This is a genomic window from Streptomyces sp. NPDC048197 (assembly GCF_043202395.1).
GTDB lineage: Bacteria > Actinomycetota > Actinomycetes > Streptomycetales > Streptomycetaceae > Streptomyces > Streptomyces siderophoricus.
In genome coordinates this window covers 35,915-53,214 of record NZ_JBIDAJ010000041.1, presented here as the reverse complement: position 1 = coordinate 53,214, position 17,300 = coordinate 35,915, and the positions used below count along the sequence as shown (strand labels likewise).

Genomic DNA, 17,300 nt, shown 5'->3' with positions numbered 1-17,300 from the left:
TCCTGTAGGTGGGTGGTGCAGGGAGGTGAAGGGCGGTGCGGGGTACGGGGCGGGAGCCTCGGTGCCGTGCCGTGCCGTGCCGTGCCGTGCCGGGCGGAGACCTGCCACGCCATGCGGTGCCATGCGGTGACATCCCGCGCCCCCGCGCCCCCTTTTGTGCGCGTCAGCTGACCCGGCCGTACCGGCCCAGCACGATGGCCGCGAAGTTCTGGAGCGAGTCCGTACCGGGGGCGAGGTAGCCGGTGTGACCCTCGGCCCGCTTCGCGGAGACCTGCCGGGCGCCGAAGGCGGGGTCGGTGGGGTCCTCGCCGTGGCCGAGGCCCAGCAGCTCCACGTTCGGGACGTCGCCGATCCAGTCGGACGCGTCCCGGGCCGCCCAGACCCGGGCGGAGGTGTGCAGCTCCGCCACGCCGTCACGGCGCATACCGGGGGAGCCGAAAACGATCAGATCGGCGATGCGACCCTGACCACCCAGCCGCGGCACCGCCAGTCCGCAGACCACCGAACCGTAGCTGTGGCACAGCACGGCCGGTGCCGGCACGCCGGTGGCCGCCAGCCCGGACAGGAAGCGGGCCAGCCGGGGCGCACCGGCCTCGGCGAGCCGGCCGGTGGCGGCGTCCGGGCCGATGCCGACCGGGGTGGTGTACCCGACCCAGGCGATGACGGCGGTACGGGTCCCGGGCGCGTCGGCAGTCATCTCGGTACGCAGCGACCTGGCCATCCCGGTCGGCGTGCCGTACGGGTCCTTGGCGCGGTCGAACGACGCCAGGTCGATGTCCGAGCCCGGCACGATCACGGCGGTGTGCCGGGCTGTGGCCAAGTCGCCGTACACCTCGGCCACTTGACCACGCCCCCGCGGGTCGAAGGCGAGGATCCGGCGACCGGGCTTGAGCAGTGCGGCACACCGGTCGGCCGCCTTCCTGGCCTGCTGGTGGTCCTGAAGGGTGCCGGCCGGATCCGCCGCACGGGCCAGCTGGCGGGACCGTTCTGCCTTCAGAGCACGGGAGTTGGCCGTGTACCGCAGGGCGATCGGGGCACCGTCGAGATTGCCCACGGTGAGCGGGTGCCGTACGGCGAGAGCCTGCTGCTGGGCGTCGGTCAGCGAGGCGAAGAAGCGTGCTACGGCGGAGGGTTGGGCGGTCGCGGGGTCCGGCAACCGCATGCCGAGGGAGTGGTCGGCGCGCCAGGCGGCGGCGCCGGGCGGCGGGCCGGTGACGGCGGTCTGCGCGGTACCCGCCGCCCAGCCGCCGGTTCCGGCGACCACGGTCACCGCGAGCGCGGCGGCGATCAGCGTGCGCTTGCTGCGTCGTGCGACGGTGCGCAGCACGGACATGGTGTGTCTCCCTCTCCCGTTGGTGTGCGGAGGAAAGGTAGGGAGACGGTGTATGACACGGCGTCACACCGCGGAGCCAACTCCGGGGTGATACCGGGGTAGGGGGTCCGGCACCGCACTCGTCCTCAGGAAGGAGCGCGCGCGGGGAGGGCGTAGGGGGAACGTAGAGGGGGCCGTAGAGGGAACGTAGGGGGCGTCGGTGGCATACAGGGCGCGTAGGGGTTGCGCGGGTGGGCGGGGTACGCGAGTCGCGAATCGCGTCAGGGGGCGGGCGAAGGGCCACGGCCCCAACCACCGGCCCCAAGAGGACCGGCAACCGGGGTCGCGTCTATCGAGGGCTATCGCCCCACCGTTCCCACTGGAGCCCCAGCTCCCGCTCCCGTTCCAGCTCCCGCCCCAAGGAGAGCTTCAACTGCAGCTCCCGCCACAGCTTCAACTACAGCTGCAACCACAGCTCCCACCGCGGCTTCACCTACAGACCCACCGCAGCTTCAACGACAGCACCCACCACAGCTGCAACCACAGCTCCCTCTACTGCTCTAACTGCCCTAGCTGCCACTCCCCGGCGCCACCAGCCCCGACTCGTACGCGAAGATCACGGCCTGCGCGCGGTCCCGCAGCTCCAGCTTGGCCAGCACCCGCCCGATGTGGGTCTTCACGGTCTGCTCGGCGAGGATCAGTGCCTCGGCGATCTCCTGGTTCGACAGACCGCGGGCGATCAGCTCCAGCACCTCGGTCTCCCGCGGGGTCAGGCCGTTCAGCCGCAGCGAGGCACGGTCCTTTTTGCGGGGCGCCGGCCGCTGGCGGGCGAAATCGGCGATCAGCCGACGGGTCACCGACGGCGCGAGCAGTGCCTCCCCCGCCGCCACCACGCGCACCGCGGAGATCAGATCGGCCGGCGGGGCGTCCTTGAGCAGGAACCCCGAGGCCCCTGCGCGCAGCGCCTCGTACACGTAGTCGTCGACGTCGAAGGTGGTCAGCATGAGCACCTTGGGGCGGTGGGTGACGCCGGGCGGCGGCGTGAGCAGTTGCCGGGCCGCCTCCAGCCCGTCCATCTCCGGCATCCGGACATCCATCAGCACCACGTCGGGGTGTGTCCGACGGCTCAGCTCCACCCCTTGCACACCGTCGGGAGCGTCGCCCACCACATCGATGTCGCTCTGTGCGGCGAGCAGCGCGGCGAACCCCGCGCGCACCATGGCCTGGTCGTCGACGATGATCACGCGCGTGGTCATGAAGAGCCGGAATCCTTCGCTGAGAGGGGAGATATCGAGGGGGAAGCGGCGGAGCCGGACGCGGGGGAGCCGGGTGCTGGAGAGCCGGCGGCTGCGGAGCCCGGCGTGGGCGTGAGCGGCAGCTGGGCGGCGACCCGGAAGCCGCCGTCGGGCAGCGGACCGGTGTCGAGCGAACCTTCCACCAGCCGCACCCGCTCCCGCATCCCGACCAGGCCGTGGCCGGTCCCGGTGGTTTCCAGCGGCGTGGAGGGCGCGGACGCCACGGGCGGGGCGGAGTTGACGATCAGCACCGTCAGCCGGGTGCGGTCCGCGGTCGGGATGACCGACACCCGGGTCTGTGCGCCGGGGGCGTGCCGCACCACATTGGCCAGCGCCTCCTGAACGATGCGGTACGCCGACAGGTCCACCGCCGGTTCGAGCGCCACGGGCTCCTCCGGCAGCACCAACTCCACCGGCACACCGGCCCGTACGGTCCCCTCGACCAGCTTCGGCAGCATCGCCACCCCGGGCTGCGGGGTCTTCTCCGGACCGCCGCCCTGCCGTTCCGTCTCCTCACTGCGCAGCACGCCGAGCAGCCGGCGCATCTCCGCCAGGGACTCGCGCGCGGTCGCGGCGATCGACCCGAACTCCTCCTCCGCCTCCTTGGGTATCCCGCTGATGCGGTACGGGGCGCTGTCCGCCTGGACCGTGATCACCGACATGTGGTGGGCGACCACATCGTGCAGTTCGCGGGCGATCCGGGTGCGTTCCTCCAGGAGCGTACGGCGGGCGCGTTCGGCCTCGCTGATGGTCTCCTGCTCGATCAACTTCCGCTGCGCGTCGCCCCGTTCGCGCAGGCTCGCGCCCATCAGCAGCATCACGCCGGCGAGCACGAACGTCAGCACCCAGGTGCTCTGGCTGCGCTCCGGGGTCATCGTCTCGGAGAGTATTCCGGCGAAGCCGGTCGTCAGCCAGACGGCTATCAGGGTGCGCCGGCGCTCGCGCAGGGACAGCGCCAGCATCAGCGCGAGATAGCCGACGATCGCCGGGGGCGTCCAGGGCCAGGCGCGGTTCGCCACGCCGTCGACCACCGTCAGCCCCAGGGCGCAGACGAAATCCGCGGCGAATATCACCCACCAGGCCTGCAGCGGCCGGGTCACGGCCAGCATCAGGGGCACGGTCTGAGCGGTGGCGAGCGCGCCGGCCAGGCCGCCGTTCATGCCGTAGTCGTTGCCGAGGACGTTGATGGTCGTCGGCAGCAACGACACCGCGAACGTGAAGGCGACGAGATACGGCACCCGGCGCAGCCAGCGGTTCTGGACACCGGCGAACAGCGGGATGCCGGGTTCGGTCGGGGTACCGAGCTCGACGGCGAGGATGCGCAGCGCCTGCCGTGCGGCGCGCAGCGCTCTCGACCGGGCCGGCTCGCGCTCGGCGCCGCGGGCCGCCTCGGGGGCTGGGGTGGGGGATCGTCCGTTCATCGCGGAGTCAATGTAAGCGGACGGTCGGGGCCCGGGCGTCATACCACGGGTCGGCCTTCGGCCCCGTACCACGGTATGACCCACCGCCGCGCGAGACCGCCGACGAGACAGTGGCACGACACTGCGGCACGACACCGCGGCACGAGCCCGCCGCGCGAGACCGCCGGTAGGCAGCCGGCCCGCGTGAAGCCGGGGCCCTACAGCTCGGCCAGCAGTTCGGCCTTCTTCGTACTGAACTCGTCGTCCGTCAGCAGCCCGGCGTCGTGCAGCTCGCCCAAGTGCCGTATCCGGTCCGCGATGTCCGCGGGGTCCCGGCGGGCGTCCCCGGCCCGGCGGCACACCGGTTCGCGCTCCGCGCTCTCCTGCTCCGGCTCGGCGGCGCGCACGGCCTGCAGTACCGCGGCGGCGAACGGCAGCGACTCGTGGACCGGGCCGTACCCCAGCCCGAACACCACCGCTGCCGGGTCCTGATCGGCCTCGCCCTTCCCCGGCTCGGCCGCCCCGCGTTCCAACAGCCGCAGGTAGCCGTTGAAGACCTCCGGCGAGCGCCACTCGACACCGGCCAACTCGCCCACCGTGAAGGTCTGGTCGCCGCACTTCCACTTCGCCGACGACGCCCCCGTCCAGAACCACCGGAAGGCGACCGAACGGCCGTCGAAGGACGCCTTGCCGTCGTACGCCTTGAAGTGGAGCGGAGGTTCCGGTGCGGTCACCAGATGACGCTCGGCCGGTTCCTTGGCGTCGGGGCCCAGCGCGGTGCGCAGCTCGTCCGCGTAGAAGTCCGCCAGGGTCTCGCGTTCGGCCGGCAGCACCAGCCGGTACGGGTCGGCTTCCTCCTTCAGCTGCCCGTTCGCCGCCTCCATCAGGGGGTCGGCACCCGGCCGGGGCACGGCGTGCAGCACCACCGTGCCGCGTCTGCCCTCGGACAGCTCGACGGAGCTCAGCGCCTCGTACGGAATGCGTCGCTCGCCGAGCGCCTGGAAGAGCTTCGGCCTGCGGATCCCCCGTTCGAAGCGGATGAGTACGGAGTCCGTGTCGAACTCCCAGACGGCATGAAAACCGGCCAGCACATCACCCATGCGGCTCATCGTATGCGGGCGGTTGCCCGCCCGTCCCCCTTCCGGACACCTCGAAGGCGCTGCCAGGACTACGCGCGTCACGCGCCTTCGGCCCGGCCGCTTCCGGCCCTTGCCCCATTGACGCGCCGGCCACCGGGGACGGTTCCCGTCGGCACGGCCCGTCCCCGGGCGCCGGGCCGTGCCGGCGGGAACCGGCCGTATTTGCACGGGAGTTCAGGCGAGGCCCGTGCTGCAGTGCGGATCGTCGGTCGCGCAGTCCACCGAGTCGAGCGCCCCGACCCCGACCAGAGCGAAGTTGCGCAGGCTGCGGGTGCCGGGTGCGAAGTAGCCGGCGTGTCCGACGGCGCCGTCGGCGGACAGGATCCGGGAGCCGAAGGACGGATCGACCGGGTCGGCGCCGTGGCCGAGCCCGCCGACCTCCAGGTACGGCACGTCCTGGATCCAGTCGTCGGAGTCCCGCATCGCCCAGACCCGGGCGTGGGTGCCGAGCCCGGAGAGGCTTTCCGCCCGCATGCCGGGGCTGCCGGCGACCGCGATGTCCTCGACGTTCGCCGGCAGGTGCCGGGCGGCGACGCCGCACACCACGGAGCCATAGCTGTGGCAGAACAGCGAGACGGTGTCGGAGGACGGCAGTGACTTCACCAGGGCGCGCAGCCGGACCGCGCCGGCCTCGGCGAGGTTCCCGGTGACGGCCTGGACACCGAGGCCGGACGGCGTGGTGTAGTCGGCCCAGGCGATCACGGCCGTCCGCACACCCGGTTTGGCGGTGCGCTCGGCGGCGTAGAGGGAGCGCGCCATGCCGACGGGCGCCGCGGTGGCCCGTACGGTCCGTTCGAAGGTCGAGAGGTTGGTGTCGACGCCGGGCACCACTACGGAGACCCGCTTCGCCGCCGGGAGGCTGCCGAAGACCTCCGCCGCCCGCCCGCCACCGGCCGGATCGAAGGCGAGGATCTGTCGCCCGGGGCTCATCATCGACTCGAAGCGGTGCATCAGCCGGCCGGCTTCCTGGCGGCCCACGGGCGTGAGCCGGCGGTCGCCCATCCGCCGCTTCTCCACGGCGCGGGCGTCGTCGATCGCCATCCGGTTGGCCCGGTAACGCAGTGCGGCGGGCGCGCCGCCCATGTTGCCGACGACCAGCGGATAACGGTTGGCGAGCTGCTGCTGCTGGGCGCCGGTGAGCGCGGCGAAGAAGGTCCGCAGGGTGGCCGGGGAGCCGTTGGGGTCGGGCAGCGGACGCCCGAGGAAGGTGGCGTGCTTCCAGGCGGTTCTGGCCGTGGCCAGGGGGTTTGCGTCGTCCTTGGTGCCTCTGACGGCCGTCCAGCCGGTCATGGCGAGCATCACGAACACCACCGCCAAGGCGAGCGCCGCACGCCAGGCGGTGGACTGCAGAAAACCGGAGGAGGGGCCCAGGCCCGGGAAGGAAGTCACCGCGGGCCACCCTAGGAGACGGGGAAGGCCCGCTGGCGGGCCCGTGAGTGATATCACGTTTCGCGGCGGGTATTTCGACCAAACCGGACATGAATTGCCGATTTCCTGCGCTCAGTCGTGCAGGAGCGGTCTCATCATGCGGTTAATGGGTTGCTCAACGGCGGCTGTCCGTTACGGGCAGTTGCGGGGGATTCGACCTCAGCGTGCCGAACGCCAGTCGCCGCCGATCGCCGGCTGGATGTGGTCGAGATAGGACTGGGTCAGCTCACGGATGGACGCCACGCTGCACTCCGGACCCTCGCCCCACACCTTGCCGGCCACCCGCATCACCCCGCAGAACGCGGCGACCAGCACCCGCGGCCGCGGATCGGCATCGACGTCCAGCCCCTCGCGCCGGGCGATCAGCCCCGCGATCCGCTCCTCCAGCTCGGACGAGCGCCGCAGATGGGAGGCCACCAGCGTGGGCGTGGACTCGATCATCCGGTACGTCCGCATGTGCAGCTCCACCGGGACCACCGACTCGATGGCGCCGCCGATGTCGTCCCACGCCACCATCACCGCGCTGCGCAGCGCCGTCAGCGGATCCTCGGAGGCGGGGCGTGCGGTCAGCTCGTCGAGGAAGCGGGCCTCGACCATTTCCTGGACCGCGAAGGCGACGTCCTCCTTGTTGGCGAAGTACCGGAAGTACGTCCTCTGGGAGACGTCCACCGCCTCGGCGATCTCGTCGACGGTCGTCTCTTCGTAGCCCTGCTCCGTGAACAGTTCGAGCGCGGCGCGGATCAGGGCGTCACGGGTGCGCTGCTTCTTGCGTTCGCGCAGTCCGCCTCCGGGGGCCGTCTGCGGCGTCGAGGTGGCCATCCTGCGCCGCCTTTCCGTGGTGTTCTCGCTGCTCAGATTACCTGTGAGGGAGATGACAGTTACCGACTCATGATTTGCTTTGTCAATTGTCAGTCGCTGTCATTAGCCTCTGGGTATGAGTTCCCAGACCCCGGTCGCCCACGCCGCGCCGGAACTTCCCGTACCGGAGCCCCCGAAGGGGCTGCGAGGCCATCCGTGGCTGACCCTCTTCTCCGTCGCCATCGGCGTCATGATGGTGGCCCTGGACGGCACGATCGTCGCCATCGCCAACCCGGCGATCAAAGATGACCTCGACGCCTCGTTCGGCGACGTGCAGTGGATCACCAACGGCTACATGCTCGCGCTGGCCGTCTCGCTGATCACGGCCGGAAAGCTCGGTGACCGCTTCGGCCACCGCCAGACCTTCCTCATAGGCATCGTCGGCTTCGCCGCCGCCTCCGGAGCCATCGGCTTCTCCAGCCAGGTCACGCTGGTCATCGTCTTCCGCGTGTTCCAGGGCCTGTTCGGCGCGCTGCTGATGCCCGCCGCCCTCGGACTGCTGCGCGCCACCTTCCCGGCCGAGAAGCTCAACATGGCGATCGGCATCTGGGGCATGGTCATCGGCGCCTCCACCGCCGGCGGCCCCATAGTCGGCGGACTGCTGGTCGAGCACGTCAACTGGCAGTCCGTGTTCTTCATCAACGTCCCGGTCGGCGTGCTGGCCCTGATCCTCGGCCTGGTGATCCTCAAGGACCACCGCGCGGAGAACGCCCCCCGCTCGTTCGACATCCCCGGCATCGTGCTGCTCTCGGCCGCGATGTTCTGCCTCATCTGGCCGCTGATCAAGGCGACCGACTGGGGCTGGGGCGACATGAAGACCTGGGGCTTCCTGATCGGGGCCGTGGTCCTGTTCGCGCTGTTCGCGCTCCTGGAGACCAGGGTCCGCGAACCGCTCATCCCACTGCGGATGTTCCGCTCCGTGCCGCTGACCGCCGGCACGATCCTGATGGTGCTGATGGCCTTCGCCTTCATGGGCGGCCTGTTCTTCGTGACGTTCTACCTGCAGAACGTCCACGGCATGAGCCCCGTGGACAGCGGCCTGCACCTCCTCCCGCTCACCGGCATGATGATCGTCGCGTCGCCGGTGGCAGGTGCCCTGATCACCAAGTTCGGCCCGCGTATCCCGCTGGTCGGCGGCATGGTCTTCACCGCAATCGCGACGTACGGCATGTCCGGCCTCGACACCAACACCGGCACCGGGCCGATGTCCGTGTGGTTCGCGCTGCTCGGCCTCGGGCTCGCGCCCGTCATGGTCGGCGCCACCGAGGTCATCGTCGGCAACGCCCCCCTGGAGCTCTCCGGCGTCGCCGGCGGCCTCCAGCAGGCCGCCATGCAGGTCGGCGGCAGCCTCGGAACGGCCGTGCTCGGTGCGGTGATGGCCTCCCGCGTGGAGAACGAGCTGCCGGGCAACTGGCACTCGGCCGGCCTCCCGCCGATCCCGCCCGCCCAGATGTCGAAGGTCTCCGACGCCGTCTCGGCCGGTATCGCGCCGGTCCCGAAGCACACCCCGCCGGAGTTCGCGCAGAAGATCACCTCGGTCGCGCACGACACCTTCGTGTCCGGCATGGGCCTGGCCTTCACCGTCGCCTGCGGTGTCGCGGTCGTCGCGGCGATCGTCGCGCTCTTCACCAAGCGCGGAGCGAACGCCGAGGCGGGTGCCGGCGTCGGCCACATCTGATCCGGGCCGCCGGGGCCGATGAGCGCCCCGGGCCCACCCGCAGCACCCGGCGCGCGGCCGGCCGAGGCACTCCTCGGCCGGCCGCGCGCCGTCGCGTACGCCACCGTCCCTTGCCCCGCCGTCGCCTGACCGCGGTGCGCAGCCGCGGGTCCGGCCGCGTCAACCATGCATTCCGGGCCGCCGCACGGCCCACCGCCCAGGCACCAAGCGGCAGTTGACCCTTTCCGAAACGCTGAATCCCTCATCCTGGTGAGCCGTGCCGGGAACCGGCCCGGCCCCTGCGCGCATTACAGGTGACGACCCTGCCCCCGTCCCCGCCAGGGGGCCGCGAAGAACGGTTTCCGCGGCCCCTCCGGCCGCCCCGCGCCACGTCAACCTCGTGCGCCGCAGCCCCACTTCCGGCCGGTCCGCTTGTCCACATACCTGATCCGGGTGGTGGACCCGGCCGGGCCTTGGCAATCGCACCGCGGCCCGGCGAAGGTCGATGACGAACCCGCCGCGGGCAGCCCGCCCGCCGCGGCACGTCACGTACCTCACGGGGGAGAGATTCCTATGCGTCTGCGTCTGCACACGTCCGCCACCACCACCGCCACCGCCCTGTTCACCGGCCTCGCCACCCTGGCCGCCGCGCTCACCCTCCCGACCGCCCTCGGCACCGCCCCCGCGCACGCGGCCACCACGGGCCGCGCCGCCGCGGCCTCGGGCGAGTGCGCGGCGGGACAGCTGTGCCTCTGGCCGAGGGCGGACTTCGCCGGCAAGCGGCGGACCTTCGAACTGTCCGACACGGACATCGAGAGCTGCATCACGTTGCCCAAGGGCGTCAGCGCCGCCTCGTTCGCCAACCGGATGGGCCGGCCGGTCACCACGTACCAGAGCGCGGAGTGCGCCGAGACCGCCGAGTACAACACCTACCCCGGCGGCGGCACCTGGGTGCCCCGATCCCCTTACCAGGTAAGGGCGTTCAAGGTGTGGGAGCGATGATCCGCGCAGCGGCGGCCCCACCGCGAGGTGCCGGCCCGCCGGGCCGCACACCACCGCGCCCCCCGGCCGGTGGAGGGCACCGGCCGGGGGGCGCGAGGGAAGCGGTGCGGCGGCAGGCCGCGGGGGGATCAGGCGTCGCCGCCGGCCTCACCCGCGTCGGCGGCCGCGACGTCCAGGAGCTGGTAGCGGTCGATGGCCTGCTTCAGCAGGGAACGGTCGACCTTGCCCTCCTTGGCGAGCTCGGTGAGCACGCTCAGGACGATGGACTGCGCGTCGATGTGGAAGAAGCGACGGGCCGCACCACGGGTGTCCGCGAAGCCGAAACCGTCGGCGCCCAGCGACTGGTACGTCCCCGGCACCCAGCGGGAGATCTGGTCCGGGACGGAACGCATCCAGTCCGACACCGCGACCTTCGGACCCTCGGCGCCCTGGAGCTTCTGCGTCACGTACGGGACGCGCTGCTCCTCCTCCGGGTGCAGCAGGTTGTGCTCCTCGACGTCCACCGCCTCGCGGCGCAGCTCGTTCCAGGAGGTCGCCGACCACACATCGGCCTTGACGTTCCACTCGTCCGCGAGGATCTGCTGGGCCTCGACCGCCCACGGCACCGCGACGCCGGAGGCGAGGATCTGGGCCGCGTGCTCGCCCTTCTCGCCGGGCTTGATGCGGTGCAGACCCTTGAGGATGCCCTCGACGTCGACGTCGGCCGGCTCCGCGGGGTGCTGGATCGGCTCGTTGTAGACGGTCAGGTAGTAGAAGACGTCCTCGGCGTTCTCGCCGTACATCCGCCGCAGACCGTCCTTGACGATGTGCGCGATCTCGTAACCGTAGGCCGGGTCGTAGGCGACACAGGCCGGGTTCGTCGAGGCCAGCAGCTGGGAGTGGCCGTCGGCGTGCTGGAGGCCCTCGCCGGTCAGCGTGGTACGACCCGCGGTCGCGCCGAGCACGAAACCGCGCGCGAGCTGGTCGGCCATCTGCCAGAACTGGTCACCGGTGCGCTGGAACCCGAACATCGAGTAGAAGACGTAGACCGGGATCAGCGGCTCGCCGTGCGTGGCATAGGCGGAGCCGGCCGCGATCAGCGAGGCCGTGCAGCCCGCCTCGGTGATGCCGTCGTGCAGCATCTGGCCGGTCGGCGACTCCTTGTAGGCCAGGAGCAGTTCGCGGTCCACCGACTCGTACTGCTGGCCCAGCGGGTTGTAGATCTTGGCCGACGGGAAGAACGCGTCCATGCCGAAGGTGCGGTACTCGTCGGGCGCGATCGGCACGAAGCGCTTGCCGATCTCCTTGTCCCGCATGAGGTCCTTCAGGATGCGGACGAACGCCATGGTGGTGGCGATCTTCTGCTGGCCCGAGCCCTTCTTGGCGCCCGCGTAGGCCTTGTCGTCCGGCAGCTGCAGCGGCTCGGCGCGCACGACACGGGTGGGTACGTACCCGCCCAGCGACTTGCGCCGGTCGTGCATGTACTGGATCTCTTCGGAGTCGCGGCCCGGGTGGTAGTACGGCGGCAGGCCGTCCTCGAGGTCCTTGTCCGGGATCGGCAGGTGCAGCCGGTCACGGAAGCCCTTGAGGTCGTCGACCGTCAGCTTCTTCATCTGGTGGGTCGCGTTGCGGCCCTCGAAGTTCGGGCCGAGCGTCCAGCCCTTGACGGTCTGCGCGAGGATCACGGTCGGCTGGCCCTTGTGCGCCTTGGCCGCCGCATAGGCCGCGTAGATCTTCTTGTGGTCGTGACCGCCGCGGCCCAGGTGCAGGATCTGGTCGTCGCTCATGTTCTCGACCATCGCCCGCAGGCGGTGGTCGTCGCCGAAGAAGTGCTCACGGATGTACGCGCCGGTCTCGGTCGCGTACGTCTGGAACTGGCCGTCGGGGGTGGTGTTCAGCTTGTTGACCAGGATGCCGTCGCGGTCCTGCGCGAGCAGCGGGTCCCAGCTGCGGTCCCAGACCAGCTTGATGACGTTCCAGCCGGCGCCGCGGAACTGCGACTCCAGCTCCTGCATGATCTTGCCGTTGCCGCGGACCGGGCCGTCCAGGCGCTGCAGGTTGCAGTTCACGACGAAGGTCAGGTTGTCCAGGCCCTCGCGGGCGGCGATGGACAGCTGGCCGAGCGACTCGGGCTCGTCCATCTCGCCGTCGCCGAGGTAGGCCCACACGTGCGACTTGGAGGTGTCGGCGATGCCGCGGGCCTCCATGTAGCGGTTCATCCGGGCCTGGTAGATCGCGCCGAGCGGGCCGAGGCCCATCGAGACGGTCGGGAACTCCCAGAAGTCCGGCATCAGCCGCGGGTGCGGGTAGCTGGACAGGCCGTTGGGGGCCTTGGACTTCTCCTGGCGGAAGGCGTCCAGCTGGGCCTCGGTGAGCCGGTCGAGGAGGAACGCGCGGGCGTAGACACCGGGGGAGGCGTGGCCCTGGAAGAAGATCTGGTCGCCGCCGTCACCCTCGTCCTTGCCCCGGAAGAAGTGGTTGAAGCCCACGTCGTAGAGGGAGGCGGAGGACGCGAAGGTGGCGATGTGACCGCCGACGCCGATGCCGGGGCGCTGGGCGCGGGACACCATGACGGCGGCGTTCCACCGGGTCGCGTTGAGGACCTTGCGCTCGATCTCCTCGTTGCCGGGGAAGAACGGCTCGTCCTTGGTCGCGATGGTGTTGACGTAGTCCGTGCTGCGCATCTCCGGCACGGCCACGCGCTTCTCGCGGGCCCGCTCGATCAGCCGGAGCATGAGATAGCGGGCACGTTCCCGGCCTCGCTCGTCGACGGCAGCGTCGAGCGAGTCGAGCCATTCCTGGGTCTCTTCGGGATCGAAGTCCGGGACCTGGCTGGGAAGGCCGCCAATGATGATCGGGTTTCGATCGGATCCGGAAGCCACGCTGTTCCTTCGTGTTCGGGTCGTGTCGTGCTCCGCACGTTATTCATGCCGTGCACGGGACGAATGCTGTCTCTGCCTTGGTGTCGCGCCGTCTTCCATCGTGTACCGAGCCACAGCGATACGTCACCTCTACCGATGGGTAACCATCCGCTGAGAGATGGCGCTGAAAAGGCCGATTTCTCAGGTCGGCCAAATCGCAACCATACGCCCACGTCGAAAGTGCTTCGCGTACGGACGTACGCCCTCCGAAATGAGATCCGGTACCGGGCCCGGCCACCCCCCGAAGGGACCAGTCGCGCGCGACTACCCGATAAACCCCGCAGAACGCTGTGGTGTGAATCACTTCACCCTGTCTCCCGGGGGTCGCGGTTGCGGCGAGACGCCGCGAAACGTCACCGTTTCGGCGGTCTGGACCGCCGGGTACTTGCGCGATCCGCCCGGCCCGTGTGGACTACGCCCAATGCTCCGCGCACGCGCGGGGTCCCCGAGCATTTTCCGAAACATGACAGGAGGCAATCCGTGAGCGCGACCGCGGACCACGCGGAGGAGCGGACCAACCCTGCCGCCAGGCTGGGGTTCGAGCCCGGACAGGTGGTCCAGGAGATCGGCTACGACGATGACGTCGATCAGGATCTCCGCGAAGCCATTGAGACCGTGATCGGCCAGGATCTCGTCGACGAGGACTACGACGATGTGGCCGACGTCGTTCTGCTGTGGTTCCGCGATGAAGACGGCGACCTCACGGACGCGCTGGTGGATGCCATCGGTCTGATCGACGAGGGCGGCCAGATCTGGCTGATGACGCCCAAGACCGGCCGTGACGGCTACATCGAGCCCAGCGACATCAACGAAGCCGCGCAGACCGCGGGCCTGTCGCAGACCCGGAGCATCAACGCGGGCAAGGACTGGACGGGCAGCCGGCTGGTCACGCCCAAGTCCGGCAAGCGCTGAGCCTTAAGGCCCCCTCACTCGCCACCGAGCCCCCTCCGCCCTGTTCCGGAGGGGGCTCGGCCCCGCTCGTACCGAATCCCCGACGAGGCTCCCCGGCGCGTAGGGTGGTCGCGTTCTGTTGAGCGTGAGCGGAAGGGATGCACCCCCATGGCGATCGAGGTCGGCACGAAGGCTCCGGATTTCGAGCTGAAGAACCAGCACGGCGAGCTGGTCAAGCTCTCCGACTTCCGCGGTGAGAAGGCCGTCGTCCTCCTCTTCTACCCGTTCGCCTTCACCGGCGTGTGCACCGGCGAGCTGTGCGCCCTGCGCGACGAGCTGCCGAAGTTCGTCAACGACGACGTCCAGCTGCTGGCCGTCTCCAACGACTCCCCGTTCTCGCTGCGCGTCTTCGCCGAGCAGGAGGGCCTGGAGTACCCGCTGCTGTCGGACTTCTGGCCGCACGGCGAGGCCTCCCGCGCCTACGGCGTCTTCGACGAGGAGAAGGGCTGCGCGGTGCGCGGCACCTTCGTCATCGACAAGGAGGGCGTGGTCCGCTGGACGGTCGTCAACGGCCTGCCCGACGCCCGCGACCTGAACGACTACGTCAAGGCCCTCGAAACCCTCTGAGCCGGGCGCGCTCCCACCCGCCGGTGCCCGCCGCGCCGACATCCGCGGCGATCCAGGTGCGATATCTGCAATCGGTGGGAACCGGTCACTAGGATCAATTCGTTGATCCGATGCCATGCACGATGGGGGCGCAGATCTCTACGTACCCCTCGAATCTACGGGAGGACTCGTGGGAGTCAGCCTCAGCAAGGGCGGCAACGTCTCGCTGACGAAGGAAGCCCCCAATCTGACCGCGGTCATCGTCGGTCTGGGCTGGGACGCGCGTACCACCACCGGTACGGACTTCGACCTGGACGCCAGCGCCCTGCTGACGAACGACCAGGGCAAGGTGGCCAACGACCAGAACTTCGTGTTCTTCAACAACCTGAAGAGCCCGGACGGTTCGGTCGAACACACCGGTGACAACATCACCGGCGAGGGCGAGGGCGACGACGAGCAGATCAAGGTGAACCTCGCCGCCGTGCCGGCCGACGTCGCCAAGATCGTCTTCCCGGTGTCGATCTACGACGCCGAGACCCGCCAGCAGAGCTTCGGCCAGGTCCGCAACGCCTTCATCCGCGTGGTCAACCAGGCCGACGACAAGGAGCTGGCGCGCTACGACCTGAGCGAGGACGCCTCGACCGAGACCGCCATGGTCTTCGGCGAGCTGTACCGCAACGGCGCGGAGTGGAAGTTCCGCGCCATCGGCCAGGGCTACGCCTCCGGCCTGCGCGGCATCGCCCAGGACTTCGGCGTCAACGTCTGACCGACCGGCCCCGAGCCGATCGCCGACGTCAGGCCGGGCAGTCACCACGGTGGCCGCCCGGCCAGGAGAGTGACCGCGCCCGGCGCCGTACGCCCCTGTCCGGGGAGTGCGGCGCCGGGCGCGCGTGAAGGAGCCGGGCCGCGCCAGGGCGGGCCCGTACGACACCGGGGAGGAAGCGAACGATGAGTGTCACGCTCGCCAAGGGGGGCAACGTTTCCCTGTCCAAGGCCGCGCCGAATCTCACCCAGATCACGGTCGGCCTCGGCTGGGACGCACGGTCCACGACCGGCGCGCCCTTCGACCTCGACGCCAGCGCGCTGCTGTGCCAGTCGGGCCGGGTGCTGGGCGACGAGTACTTCGTCTTCTACAACAACCTCAAAAGCCCCGAGGGCTCCGTCGAGCACACCGGTGACAACCTCACCGGTGAGGGCGAGGGCGACGACGAATCGATCCTGGTGGACCTCTCGCAGGTGCCCGAGCAGGTCGACAAGATCGTCTTTCCGGTCTCGATCCATGAGGCGGATCTGCGCGGACAAAGTTTCGGCCAGGTCAGCAATGCCTTCATCCGGATCGTCAATCAGGCCGACGGCAGTGAACTCGCCCGTTATGACCTGAGCGAGGACGCTTCGAGCGAAACCGCAATGATCTTCGGTGAGGTGTACCGCTACAACGGCGAATGGAAGTTCCGGGCGGTAGGACAGGGGTACGCGTCAGGCCTGAGGGGCATCGCTCTAGACTTCGGGGTCAACGTTTCGTAAAGCGCCGCGCGCTGCGCGCGGGGGGCCCACACAGCGAGGGATTGGGTAGGCAGTGCTCCTGAAAACCTTTGGCTGGTCGTTCGCCATCACGGTGGTCGGTCTCGCCTTGGCCGGCGTGCTCTGGGGGTGGCAGGGGCTCGCGATCGTCGGGATCCTGTCCGTTCTGGAGATCTCGGTCTCGTTCGACAACGCCGTCATCAACGCAGGCATCCTGCGCAAGATGAATGCCTTCTGGCAGAAGATCTTCCTCACCGTCGGCATTCTCATCGCGGTGTTCGGCATGCGGCTGGTCTTTCCGGTCGTCATCGTCGCGATCACCGCGAAACTGGGGCCGATCGAGGCGGTCAAGCTCGCCCTCAATGACAAGGCGCACTACCAGGAGCTGGTCACCAGCGCCCACCCGGCCATCGCGGCCTTCGGCGGGATGTTCCTGCTGATGATCTTCCTCGACTTCATCTTCGAGGAGCGCGACTACAAGTGGCTCTCCTGGATCGAGAAGCCGATGGCCAAGATGGGCAAGCTCGACATGCTCTCCGTCATCATCGCGCTGGTGGTCCTGCTGGTGACCGCGATGACAGTGGCGACGAACGTCGCGCACGGCGGCGGTGACAAGACCGCCACGGTCCTGCTGGCCGGCGTCGCGGGCCTGATCACCTACCTCGTCGTCGGCGGCATCTCGGGCTACTTCGAGGACAAGCTGGAGGAGGACGAGGAAGGCGAGGACGAGGACGGCGAGGAGGCCACCGCGGCCGCCGCGACGAAGGGCGCCGGCTCGGCGGTCGGCCTGGCCGGCAAGGCCGCGTTCTTCCTCTTCCTCTACCTCGAGGTCATCGACGCGTCGTTCTCCTTCGACGGCGTCATCGGCGCGTTCGCCATCACCAACGACATCTTCATGATGGCGCTGGGCCTGGGCATCGGGGCGATGTACATCCGCTCGCTGACCGTCTTCCTGGTCCGCAGGGGCGCCCTGGAGGACTACGTCTACCTGGAGCACGGCGCGCACTACGCCATCGGCGCGCTCGCCGTCATCCTGCTCATCACGATCAAGTACGAGATCAGCGAGGTCATCACCGGTCTGATCGGCGTGGTGCTGATCGGCCTCTCGTTCGCCTCGTCGGTGGTCCGCAACCGGCGCGAGGGCAAGCCGGGCGACAGCTCCGGAGCAAAACCGGAAGTCGTGTCCGGAGTGTGACGCGTCGCTGAATGAGGAACGCTCTCTGCGGGGCGGCCCGGGGTACGGACCCCGGGCCGCCCCGCGGTAATTGGGGCCGAGCAATGGGGTGGGCAA

Annotated in this window: 14 protein-coding genes; 7 read left to right on the top strand and 7 right to left on the bottom strand. The window is 69.8% G+C overall.

What is annotated here, in order from left to right; all coding sequences use genetic code 11:
* Positions 1 to 163 precede the first annotated feature (163 nt).
* From ACGF4C_RS34140 to ACGF4C_RS34115, 6 genes are all read right to left on the bottom strand, one after another.
* The gene (locus ACGF4C_RS34140; RefSeq protein ID WP_393571694.1) at positions 164 to 1,333 is read right to left on the bottom strand and encodes an alpha/beta hydrolase; all 1,170 of its coding nucleotides are present in this window, start codon (positions 1,331 to 1,333) and stop codon (positions 164 to 166) included.
* 548 nt (positions 1,334 to 1,881) lie between these two features.
* Complete coding sequence (locus tag ACGF4C_RS34135) at positions 1,882 to 2,568, bottom strand: response regulator transcription factor (RefSeq protein WP_030414579.1); 687 nt, start codon at positions 2,566 to 2,568, stop codon at positions 1,882 to 1,884.
* Positions 2,565 to 4,028: a sensor histidine kinase gene (locus ACGF4C_RS34130; RefSeq protein ID WP_393571691.1), complete on the bottom strand. Its 1,464-nt coding sequence runs from the start codon at positions 4,026 to 4,028 to the stop codon at positions 2,565 to 2,567. The genes ACGF4C_RS34135 and ACGF4C_RS34130 overlap by 4 nt, the downstream gene beginning before the upstream one ends.
* Positions 4,029 to 4,225: 197 nt before the next feature.
* Entirely contained in the window at positions 4,226 to 5,107 is an 882-nt protein-coding gene (locus ACGF4C_RS34125) for a DUF4429 domain-containing protein (protein WP_393571689.1), read from the bottom strand.
* Between the two features lie 213 nt (positions 5,108 to 5,320).
* Positions 5,321 to 6,535, bottom strand: a complete 1,215-nt coding sequence (locus tag ACGF4C_RS34120) for an alpha/beta hydrolase (RefSeq protein WP_393571687.1) — start codon at positions 6,533 to 6,535, stop codon at positions 5,321 to 5,323.
* 198 nt (positions 6,536 to 6,733) lie between these two features.
* Positions 6,734 to 7,393, bottom strand: coding sequence for a TetR/AcrR family transcriptional regulator (locus ACGF4C_RS34115; protein WP_393571685.1), 660 nt, complete (start codon positions 7,391 to 7,393; stop codon positions 6,734 to 6,736).
* 115 nt (positions 7,394 to 7,508) lie between these two features.
* Here ACGF4C_RS34115 and ACGF4C_RS34110 point away from each other — a divergent pair, with 115 nt between their 5' ends.
* Positions 7,509 to 9,110, top strand: a complete 1,602-nt coding sequence (locus ACGF4C_RS34110) for an MFS transporter (RefSeq protein ID WP_393571683.1) — start codon at positions 7,509 to 7,511, stop codon at positions 9,108 to 9,110.
* Between the two features lie 552 nt (positions 9,111 to 9,662).
* Positions 9,663 to 10,091, top strand: coding sequence for a peptidase inhibitor family I36 protein (locus ACGF4C_RS34105; RefSeq protein WP_393571681.1), 429 nt, complete (start codon positions 9,663 to 9,665; stop codon positions 10,089 to 10,091).
* Positions 10,092 to 10,219: 128 nt separating this feature from the next.
* Here the strand turns inward: ACGF4C_RS34105 and aceE are convergent, their stop codons facing one another.
* Positions 10,220 to 12,952 (bottom strand): pyruvate dehydrogenase (acetyl-transferring), homodimeric type, encoded by a 2,733-nt coding sequence (aceE, locus tag ACGF4C_RS34100; protein ID WP_393571678.1) that lies wholly within the window; start codon positions 12,950 to 12,952, stop codon positions 10,220 to 10,222.
* 519 nt (positions 12,953 to 13,471) lie between these two features.
* Here aceE and ACGF4C_RS34095 point away from each other — a divergent pair.
* From ACGF4C_RS34095 to ACGF4C_RS34075, 5 genes are all read left to right on the top strand, one after another.
* A complete protein-coding gene (locus ACGF4C_RS34095; RefSeq protein ID WP_030414571.1) occupies positions 13,472 to 13,903 on the top strand; it encodes a DUF3052 domain-containing protein in 432 nt (143 codons plus the stop codon).
* 147 nt (positions 13,904 to 14,050) lie between these two features.
* On the top strand, positions 14,051 to 14,509 hold the full coding sequence (locus ACGF4C_RS34090; RefSeq protein ID WP_030414570.1) for a peroxiredoxin: 459 nt from the start codon (positions 14,051 to 14,053) through the stop codon (positions 14,507 to 14,509).
* Positions 14,510 to 14,678: 169 nt separating this feature from the next.
* A complete protein-coding gene (locus tag ACGF4C_RS34085) occupies positions 14,679 to 15,254 on the top strand; it encodes a TerD family protein (RefSeq protein ID WP_393571675.1) in 576 nt (191 codons plus the stop codon).
* Between the two features lie 182 nt (positions 15,255 to 15,436).
* Positions 15,437 to 16,012, top strand: coding sequence for a TerD family protein (locus ACGF4C_RS34080; protein WP_201808044.1), 576 nt, complete (start codon positions 15,437 to 15,439; stop codon positions 16,010 to 16,012).
* 52 nt (positions 16,013 to 16,064) lie between these two features.
* Complete coding sequence (locus ACGF4C_RS34075; RefSeq protein WP_393571673.1) at positions 16,065 to 17,204, top strand: DUF475 domain-containing protein; 1,140 nt, start codon at positions 16,065 to 16,067, stop codon at positions 17,202 to 17,204.
* Positions 17,205 to 17,300 lie beyond the last annotated feature (96 nt).